This window comes from Paraburkholderia suaedae, from assembly GCF_040812055.1.
Lineage (GTDB): Bacteria > Pseudomonadota > Gammaproteobacteria > Burkholderiales > Burkholderiaceae > Paraburkholderia.
Genome location: NZ_JBFOAH010000014.1, coordinates 77,075 through 90,462 on the forward strand (window position 1 = coordinate 77,075; position 13,388 = coordinate 90,462).

The window sequence follows — 13,388 nt, forward strand, 5'->3', positions numbered from 1 at the left end:
TTGCGCTCACCGCGACAAGGGATGCGGCGAGTGCGCGGACGCACGCGCGCCCAGCGCTGCGGCCGCCTCATCTTCCGGCTCTGCGTACAGATCCCGCTTGAACGTCTCGGCGAGGAAAAACGCGCACACCAGGCTCAGCAACCCTGTCGCCGCGATATAGATCGAAATGGGCAGCGTCTGGCCATACGTCGCGAACAGATAGGTGGCGATCAATGGCGTCGGTCCTGACGTGATGATGCCGGCGATCTGATACGGCAGCGAAGCACCCGTATAGCGCACCCGCGTCCCGAACAGTTCCGCAAACCACGTCGATTGCACGCCGTACACCGACGCCTGGCTCAACGCGATACCGCAGACGTACGCCACGAAAATCAAGGTTGGATTGCGTGTCTCAAGCAACGGAAAGAACGCGAATCCATAGATCGCCACGAACACCGCGCCGAGCATGAAGACGGTCCGGCGTCCAATAACGTCCGACAGTTTGCCGAACAGCGGCAGCGTGATCAGTGCAAACGCGCAGCCCACAATGATGGCGTTCAGCAGCAGTCCACGCGACAAGCCGAGCCGCGTCGTTCCGTATACCAGCACGAACACGTTGATCACGTTGAAGGTGATGTCGACCGCGAAGCGCGTGCCGATCGTCAGCACGAGGTCTTTCGGATGCCGGCGCAGCAATTCGATCAGCGGCGCCTTCACGACCTGCTTGCTCGCCTTGATCTGCTCGAATACCGGCGACTCCATGACGCGCAGGCGGATGAACAGGCCGACCGCGATCAGCGCGACGCTCAGCAGAAACGGGAGGCGCCATCCCCATGAATAGAACGCGTCTGACGGGAGACTCGAGACGGCTTTGAACACCGCGGTCGAGAGCATCAGTCCGAGCGGCACGCCCAATTGGGGGAATGCGCCGAAGAAGCCACGTTTCCTGACCGGCGCCGTTTCGACCACCATCAGCACCGCGCCGCCCCATTCGCCGCCGACGCCGAGCCCTTGCAGGAAGCGCATCGCGACCAGCAGGATCGGCGCCCAGACGCCGATCGAGGCGTAAGTCGGCAGCAGGCCGATCACGAAAGTGCCCACGCCCATGATCGTCAGCGTCGCGACGAGCGTCGCCTTACGTCCGATGCGATCGCCAAAGTGCCCGAAAAACACGGCGCCGAAGGGCCGTGCGAGATAGCCGACCGCAAAACTGCCGAACGCCGCGATGGTGCCGACCATCGGATCGAACGAGGGGAAAAACAGCTTGGCGAAGACCAGCGCCGAAGCGGTGGCATAAAGAAAAAAGTCGTACCACTCGATGGCGGTCCCGACCACCGAAGCGACCAGCACACGGTTGACGGCCGAGCGGCTGATAACCGGCGCGTTGCCGGATGAAACGGGCGATATGTTCATGTCTCCTCCCTTCTCTGGGAATCTATGTTTTGAACTGCTGCGGGTCGGCGGCGTGGGTCCCCGCCCGCAGTTGCGATCAATTCACTGCGCTCACCAGTGCAGTTCCATCGGGAACTGGTCGAGCGTTTCGACGCCGCCCGAAGTTAACCGCACGATACGTTCCGTGCGCAAACCGCCGACGTTCGGCACCGTGATCGTCGCCTTCAGGGTAAAGACCATGTTTTCCTGGAGCACGGTCTTGTTGCCCGGCCCGATCCACGGCGCTTCTTCCTCCGGGTCCATGCCGGTGCCGTGACCGGTGCCATGGCCGCGCGCTTCGCTCGAGTATTGCTCGTAGTTCGATTTCACCAGCGCCTGCTGGATCACCGCGTTCAGTTCCATGGCCGCCATGCCCGGACGCGCGGCGGCCAGCCCTGCTTCAACTGCGCGCGCCGCTGCGGCGACGATCGCCATCTTTTCGGGATTCGCCGGACCGTAGGTGAAACCGCGTCCGCCATCGGCCACGTACCCACGATAACGCGCACCGATGTCGGTCATGATCAGGTCGCCCGGTTGCAGGATGCGGTCGGTGGGGCGCGCCAGGTTATAGGCCGAGCGCGGACCGGATTGCACCATCGAATCGAACGCGGTCCGGTCCGCTCCTCCCGCGAGCATCGCACGGTCAGCGATCAACGCGAGTTCACGCTCGGTGTAGGGACGGCCGTCCGCGAGCGCGTCGCGAATCGCGGCCATCGCCGAATCGGTCAAGGCGGCGGCTTTGCGCATCAGCGCGACCTCGGCCTCGCTCTTGATCGCCTTGATTTCGGCCAGCACCATCGTCGGCTCGAGCTTCAGTTCGCCGAGACCGGCGTTCAGGCGCTGCAACAGGTCCGCGGGGATATAGGCGGCGCCGGCGAGGCCGACCGTGCCGCTGCGGTGCCGCGCCGAAAATGCCTGCACCTGTTGCGTGACTTCACGCAGGCTGCGCACCTCGAACGCGGTCACGCTCGTCGCGTAATCGAAACATTGATCCGACACGAACAGCACGGGATCGCCGTCCACCGGCAGCAGCAGGATCGCGTTGGCAATGTCCGATACGCCGTCGAGCGGGCGGAATTCGGTAAAGTAGCCGATGTTCGCGCCACGCCAGCAATCGCCGAAGGCGAGCAGGCCGACCAGGCCCGCCTTGTCGAGTGCGCTGCGGACCTTGGCGACGCGGCCGAGGAACTCGTCGGTAGTGATGCCTTCCGGCGGGATGTCTGCGGTACGGATGTTCATTGCTTCTTCGTCTCCTGTGCGGCTGCATGCGGATGCTGGATGCAGCCGGTCTCGATACCCATGGTGGGAAACCGCCCGCCTTGGAATGCAGGGCGTATGCTCCATAGTAGAATCGATCGATATGCTTTTATAATGAAAAATAGCGCAAAATATATATCGATACGGAATACATGGAGACGACATCGTGACCTCGGCCAATCCTCGGGACAACGGCGCGGGGGCCATCGCGACGGGCCGCTTCGACCCCACGCGCCTCAAGACTCGCCAATTGGCCCTGATCGTTCAGCTCGACACCCACCGCTCGGTATTGCGCGCGGCGGACGCCGCGCACATGACCCAACCCGGGGCGACCAAGTTGCTGCGGGAACTGGAAGAGACTATGGGTGTGCCGTTGTTCGAGCGGCATCCGCGCGGTGTCGAGCCCACCTGGTACGGCGAAGTGCTGATCCGCCATGCGCGCAGCGTGCTGGCGGAGTTGCGGCACGCGTACGACGAAGTGTCCGCGCTCAAAGCCGGCCTGACCGGGCAGGCGATGATCGGCACCGAGGTCACGGCGGCCACCAACCTCGTGCCGCAGGCCGTGGCGCTGCTGAAGAAGCGCTTTCCGCAGATTCGCATCAACATCGAGATGGAGTTCAGCGAGGTGCTGGTGCAGCGTCTACAGGAAGGCAAGCTGGATATGATCGTCGCCCGAATCCGCAATCCGGACGATCTTGCGGAACTGCACTACGCCCCGCTCGCAGAAGCGCAGCACGCGCTGTTCGCACGCGTTGGCCACCCGCTCGTCAAGCGCAAGACTCTGAGCTGGAACGAACTGGCGCCGCAAACATGGATTCTGCCGCCCAAAGGCAACGTCATGCGCAATCAGTTCACGCAACTTTTTCTCGAAAGGCAGCTCGCGTTGCCGACGGATGTGGTCGAGAGCTCATCGCTGCCTGTCATCACGAGTCTGCTGCAGATGAGCGATATGATCGCGCCGCTTGCGCGTGAGCCGGTGCGGCCGTATTGCATTGCCGGCGCGCTCGAACCGCTCCCGTTCGAACTCGATCTGAAGCTTGGACCGGCGGGCATCGTCACCCGGCGCGGCGACAGGCTCTCGCCGGGTGCGCGGGCGATGCTGCAAGCGCTGCGCGAGGCCGCCGGATTCGACACCCAAGGCCCCGACGCCGACAGCGACTGACTTACCGCAACGGGACTCAGCGCGCGCCGTCCACCGCGACGGTTGCGCCAGGTTGTAGTAGCCATTCATGAGCCGGCTCGTTATGTACGTGCCAGGCGCGGCGCGGACCGGCCATCACATTCAGGTAGTAGAGGTCGTAGCCGTGCGCGGCGGCAACCGGGTGATAGCCGCGCGGCACCAGCACGACATGCTTGTCGTACGCCGCAAGCGTTTCGTCGAGACCGCGGTCGTCGGTATAGACGCGCTGAATCGCGAAGCCCTGAGGCGGCGAGACGCGGTGGTAATAGGTTTCCTCAAGATAGGTCTGCTGCTCGCCATCGTCGGTATCGTGCCGATGCGGCGGATAGCTCGACCAGTTGCCCGCCGGCGTCACCGATTCCACCATCAGCAAGCTCTCCGCCGGCTCGGTTTCCGGAAGGATGTGGCGCACGTGACGCAGATTGGCGCCAGCGCCGCGGGTTTCCTGCTTGACCTCGTCAGGTGCAATGAAGCGCGGCGGCAGACCGCCCTTCGCGGGCGCGGAGCAAATTCCGAGTTCGACGTCGTCCGTGGCCACGATCGTGTAGCGCGTATGCGGCGGCACGTACATGGACCACGGCGCGCCATCGAACGGCGACATCCGTGCGCCGATCTCGCGGCTCGCGAGTCCTTCGCAACCGACTATTGCGTGCCCCTTGACGAGCACGATCACGACTTCGCGATTGCCTGTATCCTGCGTGACCGTGGCGCCGACCTTCAGGTCGAAAACATCGAAGCCAACGTATTTCCAGCCGGCGCTTGCCGGCGTGATATGGATGATCTGGCCGTCTTCGGCATGCTTTGACGGTTTGACGAGCAGCTTGCTCATGTTTTCCTCCGGTTGTTCAGGACTGCTACTCGACAGAACGCGGCGGTCGCTGCGACAACGTGCATGACCTTAAGCGGTACAAGCGTTCATGGCTTTGACGACGCCTTGTGCGCGAATCGCTGCCAGATGGCGTGCGACTTGCGCGACGAAGCGCGGCTGTGCACACAGATCGCATCCGAAAATCGACTCGATTTCGAACAGTGTTTCTACCGCATCAACGGCATCCGCGTGCCAGGTCGAGCGGACCGCCTCGGTCAGCGTGTCGGCCAGGGGATCCGCGATCGCGTAGGTGCGCCCTGTCTCGTCCTGACCGCTGAGGTACGCTATCCAGCCGGCCAGCGCAAACGCAAGACGTTCGGTCGGCGCGCCGCTTTTCAAGTTGGCGCGCACGCTTTCCAGCCAGCGCTGTGGTAGTTTCTGCGAGCCGTCGGTCGCGATCTGTTGCAAGCGGTGATCTAGCGCGGTGTTGCGAAAACGCGTGAACAGTTCAGCGCGATAGCTAGCCAAAGCGGGGCGCGACAGCGTCGGCTCCACCTCGTCGCGCAACATGCTTTCGACAAAGTTCAGCACGGACGGCGCACCGATCGCCTGATCGACGGTGTCATAGCCGATCAGCGACCCGAGGTACGCGAGCACCGAGTGCGCGCCGTTCAACATCCGCAATTTGGCCTGCTCATAAGGACGCGCGTCACCCACGAGCGTCGCGCCTGCGCGCTCCCACGCCGGCCGCGGTCCCGCGAAGCGGTCCTCGATCACCCATTGCGAAAACGGCTCGGTCATCACCGGCCAGGCATCGTCGGCGCCGAGTTGCTTCGCTACGCGCGCGCGATCGGCCTCGGTGGTAAGCGGCACGATCCGATCCACCATGGTATTGGGAAATGCGCCCTCCCGCTCGATCCAGTCGGCCAGCACAGGATCCGTTTGGCGCGCGAACGCCAGCGTCAACGCGCGCATCGTATCGCCGTTGGACGGCAGGTTGTCGCACGACAGCACGGTAAACGGGCCCTGACCAGCCGCGCGGCGCAGCGCCAGCGCACGCACGACGAAACCGATCGCGCTACGCGGCGCGGCGGCCTCGCGCAGATCATGGGCGATGTCGGGATGATCGAATTGCAACGCGCCGCTGGCCGGACTGCGGCAATATCCTTTCTCTGTGATCGTCAGGCTGACGATATGGCAGCGCGGATCGGCCATCGCATCGAGCACGGCGGCGGGCGATTGCGGCGCGACCAGCGAAGCGATCAGCGCACCGACTACCTGCACCGACTCCGCGGTGCCGTCGCGCACATCTACGGCATACAGATGATCCTGCGGAGTGAGCGCCTCCGACGTGTCCGCATGTCGCAACGACACACCGACGATGCCCCAGCGGTGATCGCCCGCGCGCAACGTGTGCTCCGTGTACACGGCCTGGTGCGCGCGATGAAACGCCCCGAGGCCCAGATGGACAATGCCCGGTGCGAGGCTCGCGCGATCGTAGCCGGGAACGACGACCTCGCCAGCAGCGCTCGCCGCCAGCGAAGGCAAGGCGGCGTTACTCAGCCGCATGATCGGCCGGATGTTTGGCGAGCCCTTCCCAGATGCCGTTCAGGTAGACCGCACCCAGCGCGCGGTCGAACAGCCCATAGCCGGCGCGGCCCGTTTCGCCCCAGATCATTCGCCCATGGTCCGGCCTTGCATAGCCTTCAAAGCCGGTTTCGAAATAGGCCTTGACGATTTCCGCCATGTCGAGCGAGCCGTCGGCCGAGCGATGCGAGGTCTCATGAAAGTCGCCCGCCGCATTGGTCTGCACGTTACGCAGGTGTGCAAAATGAATCCGGCCGCGCCCGCCGAACTCGCGCACGAGTGCCGGAATATCGTTCTGCAGGTCCGCGCCCAGCGACCCCGAACACAGCGTCAGGCCATTGGCCGGATCGTCGACGATAGCCAGCACGCGCTGCAGGTCCGCACGATTCTTCACGATGCGCGGCAGCCCGAAAATCGGCCGCGGCGGATCGTCGGGGTGGATCGCCATCTTGATGCCGGCTTCTTTGGCCACCGGAATAATCGCGCGCAGGAAGTAGTCGAGATTGGCCCAGAGACCGGCTTCGTCAAGCGCTTCGTAGTCGCGCAACAGGGCTTTCAATTGCTCGGGCCGATAGCTCGCGTCCCAGCCGGGCAGCTGGATACCATGGCTGACGTCGAGCTCGCGGATCGCTTGCGTGTCGAACGCGAGCGTCGTCGATCCATCAGGCAGGGGCATTTCAAGCGAGGTGCGGGTCCAGTCGAAAACCGGCATGAAGTTGTAGCAGACCACCTTCACACCGCAGGCGCCGAGGTGACGCAGCGTCTGCCCGTAGTTGGAGATGAACGCGTCGCGCGTCGGTTTGCCGAGCTTGATGTCCTCGTGCACCGGCACGCTTTCGATCACTTCCAGCGTCAGGCCGTGAGCCTCTATCTTCTCTTTCAGCGACAGGATCCTGTCGATCGGCCACACCTCGCCCACAGGCACGTCATAGATCGCCGAGACGACCCCGACCATGCCGGGGATCTGACGGATGTAAGCGAGCGGCACGGGGTCGGTCTCGCCATACCAGCGAAAGGTCATTTTCACGTTCAGGTCTCCTCCTCACACGCTCGCCGCGCCCTCAATGACGCTGCGTATCAGTGAATGGTTTGTTCGGCCTTTCCGCGCTGGTCCAGCGCGGCGACGCGGCGTATCGACGCCGGGCGCCTGTCGGGTCCACGCGGGGGAGCAGTCAAGCCTCTGCATACTAACGACGATCGCCATGCCTTTATAATGAAGAAAAATGCTCTATGTATATGATTATGGAATACCTGAACTCGCGGCATCACCGAGGCAGCTGTCGAAGTTCCCCCCGTGCGCCCACGCGTTCCCAAGCGTCCATGTCTTCAGCACACGGCCGCACATACGGCAGTTCGTTGATCGCGCTCGAACCCCAAGCCCCCGGCAGCAGCACCACCGTCGAAGCGAGCCGCAGCGCGATCATCCCGCAGAAGCCGGCAACGACAGCATGCGCCGTGATGTTTCGCACGGCGTCGTCGCAGGCGTGCTGGGCCACCATGTACGAGCTCGTGCCGGGCCGGCATCTCAGTGGCGTGAGCAGGAGAGCGACCATGGCCGAGGAATAATGGGTCGTCGCCGATCGTTTACTGTGTCCGACGGGGATGCGGTGACGCAAGAGATGGCGTAATGAAATCCATGCTCGGCGTATTGGACCTTATTGCCGGCGTGGATTCATAAACTTGAGTGGGCCGATCCTGATTCCGGCCAGCGTGGACCCGGGCAAGGTTCCATCGCCCGACGGGCCAATCTGAATCGGCGCGGACTCTCGGAGTGAGCATCATGAACGTGCGCAGAGTGCGCCGGCTGTTGCTGGTATTGGCGGCGTCGGCCGCCGGTGGCGCCGCCATGGGCCACGGCGGTGGCGGCGGTGGTTGGGCTGGCGGCGGCGGCTTCTATCACGGCGGCGGCTGGGGTGGCGGCGCGCCCGTGGGTCACGGCGGTGGCTGGGGTGGTGGCGCGGCCCAAGGCCACGGCGGCGGCTGGGACGGCGGGCACTTCCACGACAGCCACTTCCACGACAGCCACTTCCACGACGGCCACTTCCACGACGGCCACTTCCACGGGGGCCACTTCCACGGGGGCTGCTGCCACGTGGCGGTCGGCTTCTTTTTCGGCCCGGGCTTCGTCTATGGCTATCCGTACCCGTTCTACCCCTATCCATATTCGTACTACTACCCCTACTGGCCTGTGACGGCCGGCGCATACCCGGCCGATGCGACCCAGTACATCGAGCAAGGGCAGGATGGGCAGCCGGAATCGGGCAGAGGCGTCGCGCCGCAAGCGGCCTACTACTATTACTGCGCCAGACCAGAAGGCTATTACCCTTATGTCAAGGCGTGTCCCGGCGGATGGGCGCGGGTGCCAACGGAACCGCCAGACGGTTGAGTGGGCGTCGAACGAACGACACGGGCGTTGCTTCGGGTCGCCGAGATCCTTTGCCGAGCACCTCCATTCACCACACGGCAGACGTCGAGCTGATCGGGTCCGCGAGGTGAGCGGTGCCGATCGGATGAATTGGGCTGAGCTCCATGCCCGCGTCGATCTCCGCGGCGCTCGCCACGCCCTCGGCCAGCACGAAGGACGGCTCGTTGATCATTGACACGAGGATCCTGGTTGTTCGGCGTGTGTCGATCAGTAACCGCCGCCTGAGGAATTGGTTGAACTGCTAGACGCGCCGTTGCCGCCTTGATTCATATCACCGCCCGCGGCCGCGGATCCTGAAACCGCGGCCATTCCGAGGCAAACGAGACACGCAAGAACTAGCCGAAGCCGCTTCATGGTCACTCCTCGTGGGGAAGCTCGCAGGAAATCCCGTGGAGGAATATCCAGCGAGGCATTAACCGCGCTATTACCGAAGATGCTGAACCGCCGGTGCATGGCGGACGCGTCGCGCGGTTCATCGCGAACGCAGGCGTCGACATAGTCATAAACGTGGCGCTCCGGCGCCTTATTCCCCGTGCGTAACAATGTGGTGCTGGGCCGATTCGCACTCAGGACCGCGGTTTATATCCGGACGCTCGGCGTGTGTGTGTTTGTGGCCGCAGCGATGGCTGCGGCTTTTTTTCCGAGGCTTTTAATGCAGCTCTTAATGCCGGCGCCCTTCCGCATCCACTTGGCAGGGCCTGCGCGAAAGAGGAATAGATTCCCCGACCCAATCGTTTAGATCACATACCATCCGATGGCACACTTCGATGGGAACTCGACTACACCGTCATTCGCTCTGCTGGGGCAATTCACTGGTTCGTTCGCTGGTTGCGACGCCATGTGTAATAGCGGCGATCGCGGGGCGCTACGACGCTGCATTCCGCCGCATTTGCCAGCGGTACGTGACTGCCTTGGAGGGCGTTGTCCTTGCCAGGCAACTGTGGCGTTAGACGCCAAACCACGAACATGCCATGGAAAACAAGGAAGGCGGTCAGGTCCGCAACCATCTTTACGTGCCTCAGTGCTATCTCGCGGGCTTCGCCCATAACTGGGGCAACAAATCACTGCTTTATATCGTTGACTCGACAGTCACGGAAGCCTTTTTCACGACGCTGCAAAACGTCGCGGTCGAACGTGATTTCGACTGGATCGAAACTGGCGGTGAGCATCTTCAACTTTTCGGTTCGAGCTATGCGGAGTTTGAGTCGAAACTAAGCTCCGCATTGGTCCGTACTGATGCCAAGGGGGACTTTCAGAATGACGCCGATCGCGCGATCATTCTCCGACTGGTTGCCCTGCTGGCTGTACGCAATCCGGGCCGCAGTGAGGCCATGCGTCACTTTAAGGAACAGGCAATCCGCAGGCAGATGGAAACTGCCGTTGCAAATCGTCGGCGTTGGGAATCGCAGAAAAGAAAGGCTGCCGAGGCCGGCGTCGAGGGCGCGGCAGACCTCACCTACGAGGAAATCACGGAGTTTGTGAAGCGGGGCGACTATACCATCGCAGCGCCCACGACTGGATACGTTGAACAGGAACTCAAGTCCCTGATGACGGTGTACAAGCTCCTGAATCGACGTAGCTGGTTTGTTGCGAGGGCTGCGCCTGGATCAGGTGGGTTCGCGACTTCGGATCGCCCCGTCACGCTATGCTGGGATGATAAAGAAATGGAGGGCGGATTCTACCCTCCGGGGTTGGGACTTAAAGGTACGTCAGTGTTTTGTACGCTTTCAAAAAGCCTGGTCATCCGCGGGCGATTCGATGACCGCGTTGATGCGATCGAACTGCCAGCCGATGCGGTCGCCGGTATCAATTCGCGGACAATTTTTTATGCGGACCGACGAATCTACGCGGAGAATGATAGGTTCCGGTTTTTAGACCAGCACTTTGTTATGCGCTATGGATTCGATCTATTGTCTATGTTGCTGGGACCATGATGGTGGCTGTTAAGCCTTGACTGTCACGTGGGGCTTTCCCTGCGCGAGCGGCACGCGCCAGGCTTAAGTCAAGATCGCGCGCAACGTGCATGAACGAGTCGAACCGGCGCCGAGAGCGCGGCGCGACTGTCGACAGCAAGCTGCGAACAGCCGTGTGAGACATAGACAGACTCCATTTCTGCGAAAATCCGAACGCATGGGGTGAGCCCCGAATACTTCCGCGTCCGCGCCATCAGAAGATCCCGGTGAAAGTGTACGTGATCAATAAGTCGGCGCTGGGTCCGTTTATTGCGTGTCCGTAGTTTCTTCTTCACGGACGCCGTCCCGAACGCTTAGACAACCCCGATAAATGGACGACATTGACCCACAACCTGCCGCATTCAGCTCTGTCTGGCTCAGGCTCTGGGCTGAATCCACCCAGGACTATTCGATCTTCGCCGTCTCGCCCGAAGGCATTGTCCTGACCTGGAACCCCGGCGGCGAACGCATCCAGGGCTATCGGCCTCACGAGATTATCGGACAGCCCTATTCCGTCCTCTTTTCCGAGGCGGACCGCGCTGCGGGTACCCCCGAGACAGCGCTACGGGCCGCGGCCGAGGCCGGACGATATGCCATCGAGGGCTGGCGCCTGCGCAAAGACGGGACGCCGTTCTGGGCAAACGTCGTCATAACGGCACTGCGCGACAGCCGGGGGCAGCTTATTGGATTCGGCAAGGTGATCTCCGACGTCAGTGACAAAAGGACCGCCCACGACGCGGTACTCAGAAGCGAACGGAGCTTCCGCCTGCTGGTTCAGGGTGTCACCGACTATGCCATCTTCATGCTCTCGCCCGATGGGCACATCACCAGCTGGAATTCGGGCGCACGGCGGATTAAGGGGTACACCGAAGGCGAGATCGTTGGTTCGCACTTTTCCCGGTTTTACACCCCCGAGGATGTGGCAGCGGGTGTCCCTTTCCGGGGACTAGAGACGGCCAGACGGGAGGGCCGTTTTGAGGCCGAAGGCTGGCGCGTACGGCGCGACGGTAGCCGATTTTTCGCGCACGTCATTATCGATGCCATCTATGAGGATGGACAGCTGGTGGGATTTGCAAAAGTCACGCGGGACATTACCGAGCGACGGCGGGCAGCCCAGCTACTTGAGCAAACGCGGAGCGAACTGTTCCAGGCGCAGAAGATGGAAGCGCTGGGCAAACTCACGGGCGGTGTGGCACACGACTTCAATAACGTTCTGCAGGTGCTGCGGGGCAACCTGGAGCTGCTCGAAGGCAGGCATGGCCGCGATCAATGGAGCGCCGAGCGGCTCCGTAACGCGATCGACGCAGTGGACCGCGGCGCGAAGCTCGCATCGCAGCTGCTTGCATTTGGTCGACAGCAACCTCTTGCCCCGGTCGTTGTCAATCCTGCGCGTCAGCTCCGATCGCTCGACGACCTCCTGCGACGGGCGCTGGGTGAGTCAATTGAGATCGAGTCCGTAGTGGCGGGGGGGCTGTGGAATACGATTGTCGACCCGAATCAGTTTGAAAACGTGATCCTCAACCTCGCGATCAATGCCCGCGATGCAATGCCCGATGGCGGCAAGCTCACTCTTGAGCTTTCGAATGCGACGCTCGACGACGAATACGTGTCCTCGGTTCCCGACGTCGCCGCCGGCCAGTATGTGATGCTGGCCGTCACGGACACCGGAACCGGCATGAGCCAGGAGGTGATGGCCCGCGCTTTTGATCCGTTTTTCAGCACGAAGCCCGAGGGTCGAGGTACGGGGCTGGGCCTGAGCATGGCGTACGGCTTCGTCAAGCAGAGCGGCGGGCACATCCGCCTCTACAGCGAGATCGGCGAAGGAACGACCGTCAGGATCTATCTGCCGCGTTCGTCCGGCGCGGCAGTTGAAACCAGAGCGGCCACGCCCGCCGCTTTGAAGCACGGCAACGAGACGATTCTGGTCGTGGAGGACGACCTGAAGGTTCAGTCGACGGTCGTGGAATTGCTTTCAGGCCTCGGCTATGCGGTGCTCAAGGCCAACGACGCCGAGCAGGCGCTGACCGTCGTGGCGAGCGGCGTGCACATCGATCTGCTGTTCACCGACGTGGTGATGCCAGGTGTCCTGCGCAGTCCCGAAATGGCTCGGAGGGCAGTTGCGATGTTGCCGGGGCTGAAGGTTCTTTTTACTTCCGGGTACACACAGAACGCCATTGTGCACGGCGGCCGACTGGACCCGGGTGTGGAGCTGCTGAGCAAGCCATACAGCCGTCAGCAACTCGCCGCCAAAGTGCGGCAGGTGCTCGGCCCTAGCGATAAAAAGGCGAGCGAAGCGGGCGCAGCCGGAAACCATGCGGGTAACGGGCCTGGGGCAGCCGGAAACGGGGGCGGCCTGCGCATCCTGGTCGTGGAAGACGACGCCGCGTCGCTCGAGGCAATCTGCGAACTGTTGGCGCTGGTCGGGATGCGTCCGCAGGGCGCGGCAAGTGCGGCCCAGGCGCTGAACGCGCTTGACGGAAACGACTTCGATGTCCTGCTCACCGACGTCGTCATGCCAGATATGTCAGGCACCGAGCTGGCGCGACGCGCGTTTGCCATCCGCCCGGAACTTCGGATCATTTTCGCTTCGGGAAACGCTGTCCCGGACCACGAGAGGTTCGGGTTCGAATGGTCGGCGCTGCGCAAGCCCTTTACGCTTGATCAGTTGCTTGTCGCCCTTCAACCGACCAGCAGGCGACCGGCCAGCCGTTCTGCCGGTGATGCACAGTCCGCGACGACCGACAAGGCGAGCGAAAGTACTGGTTGAGG

At 62.6% G+C, this 13,388-nt stretch carries 10 protein-coding genes and 1 pseudogene; 5 read left to right on the plus strand and 6 right to left on the minus strand.

Annotation, left to right across the window (positions count from 1 at the left end; genetic code table 11):
* Positions 1–6 precede the first annotated feature (6 nt).
* Positions 7–1,392, minus strand: coding sequence for an MFS transporter (locus ABQJ48_RS19700; RefSeq protein WP_367839679.1), 1,386 nt, complete (start codon positions 1,390–1,392; stop codon positions 7–9).
* 90 nt (positions 1,393–1,482) lie between these two features.
* Positions 1,483–2,649, minus strand: coding sequence for a M24 family metallopeptidase (locus ABQJ48_RS19705; protein ID WP_367839680.1), 1,167 nt, complete (start codon positions 2,647–2,649; stop codon positions 1,483–1,485).
* Between the two features lie 184 nt (positions 2,650–2,833).
* Here ABQJ48_RS19705 and ABQJ48_RS19710 point away from each other — a divergent pair, with 184 nt between their 5' ends.
* Positions 2,834–3,829: a LysR substrate-binding domain-containing protein gene (locus ABQJ48_RS19710; protein ID WP_367839681.1), complete on the plus strand. Its 996-nt coding sequence runs from the start codon at positions 2,834–2,836 to the stop codon at positions 3,827–3,829.
* A 16-nt stretch (positions 3,830–3,845) separates the two neighbouring features.
* Here ABQJ48_RS19710 and iolB read toward each other — a convergent pair whose 3' ends face one another.
* From iolB to uxuA, 3 genes are all read right to left on the minus strand, one after another.
* On the minus strand, positions 3,846–4,676 hold the full coding sequence (gene iolB / locus ABQJ48_RS19715; RefSeq protein ID WP_367839682.1) for a 5-deoxy-glucuronate isomerase: 831 nt from the start codon (positions 4,674–4,676) through the stop codon (positions 3,846–3,848).
* Between the two features lie 69 nt (positions 4,677–4,745).
* Positions 4,746–6,224: a mannitol dehydrogenase family protein gene (locus tag ABQJ48_RS19720; RefSeq protein ID WP_367839683.1), complete on the minus strand. Its 1,479-nt coding sequence runs from the start codon at positions 6,222–6,224 to the stop codon at positions 4,746–4,748.
* A complete protein-coding gene (uxuA, locus tag ABQJ48_RS19725; RefSeq protein ID WP_367839684.1) occupies positions 6,211–7,269 on the minus strand; it encodes a mannonate dehydratase in 1,059 nt (352 codons plus the stop codon). Before uxuA ends, ABQJ48_RS19720 begins: the two co-directional genes overlap by 14 nt.
* Before the next feature lie 293 nt (positions 7,270–7,562).
* Here uxuA and ABQJ48_RS19730 point away from each other — a divergent pair, with 293 nt between their 5' ends.
* Together ABQJ48_RS19730 and ABQJ48_RS19735 are read left to right on the plus strand one after the other, a co-directional pair.
* Complete coding sequence (locus ABQJ48_RS19730; protein WP_367839685.1) at positions 7,563–7,808, plus strand: hypothetical protein; 246 nt, start codon at positions 7,563–7,565, stop codon at positions 7,806–7,808.
* A gap of 214 nt (positions 7,809–8,022) precedes the next feature.
* A complete protein-coding gene (locus ABQJ48_RS19735; protein WP_367839687.1) occupies positions 8,023–8,628 on the plus strand; it encodes a hypothetical protein in 606 nt (201 codons plus the stop codon).
* Positions 8,629–8,646: 18 nt separating this feature from the next.
* On the opposite strand, the pseudogene ABQJ48_RS19740 reads toward ABQJ48_RS19735, so the two are convergent.
* Positions 8,647–8,854: pseudogene (locus tag ABQJ48_RS19740) on the minus strand (3-hydroxyacyl-CoA dehydrogenase family protein); the annotation flags it as partial.
* 784 nt (positions 8,855–9,638) lie between these two features.
* Between ABQJ48_RS19740 and ABQJ48_RS19745 the strand changes: the two are divergent.
* Together ABQJ48_RS19745 and ABQJ48_RS19750 are read left to right on the plus strand one after the other, a co-directional pair.
* Positions 9,639–10,601, plus strand: a complete 963-nt coding sequence (locus ABQJ48_RS19745; RefSeq protein WP_367839688.1) for a DUF4238 domain-containing protein — start codon at positions 9,639–9,641, stop codon at positions 10,599–10,601.
* A gap of 349 nt (positions 10,602–10,950) precedes the next feature.
* Entirely contained in the window at positions 10,951–13,386 is a 2,436-nt protein-coding gene (locus ABQJ48_RS19750) for a hybrid sensor histidine kinase/response regulator (RefSeq protein ID WP_367839689.1), read from the plus strand.
* Positions 13,387–13,388 lie beyond the last annotated feature (2 nt).

What these genes read in the sequence shown, in the direction of transcription:
- ABQJ48_RS19745 (WP_367839688.1), top strand. Translation starts at nt 9,639, where the DNA reads ATGGAAAACAAGGAAGGCGGTCAGGTCCGCAACCATCTTTACGTGCCT.
- ABQJ48_RS19750 (WP_367839689.1), top strand. Translation starts at nt 10,951, where the DNA reads ATGGACGACATTGACCCACAACCTGCCGCATTCAGCTCTGTCTGGCTC.
- iolB (WP_367839682.1), bottom strand. Translation starts at nt 4,676, where the DNA reads ATGAGCAAGCTGCTCGTCAAACCGTCAAAGCATGCCGAAGACGGCCAG.
- ABQJ48_RS19720 (WP_367839683.1), bottom strand. Translation starts at nt 6,224, where the DNA reads ATGCGGCTGAGTAACGCCGCCTTGCCTTCGCTGGCGGCGAGCGCTGCT.
- ABQJ48_RS19735 (WP_367839687.1), top strand. Translation starts at nt 8,023, where the DNA reads ATGAACGTGCGCAGAGTGCGCCGGCTGTTGCTGGTATTGGCGGCGTCG.
- ABQJ48_RS19700 (WP_367839679.1), bottom strand. Translation starts at nt 1,392, where the DNA reads ATGAACATATCGCCCGTTTCATCCGGCAACGCGCCGGTTATCAGCCGC.
- ABQJ48_RS19705 (WP_367839680.1), bottom strand. Translation starts at nt 2,649, where the DNA reads ATGAACATCCGTACCGCAGACATCCCGCCGGAAGGCATCACTACCGAC.
- ABQJ48_RS19730 (WP_367839685.1), top strand. Translation starts at nt 7,563, where the DNA reads ATGTCTTCAGCACACGGCCGCACATACGGCAGTTCGTTGATCGCGCTC.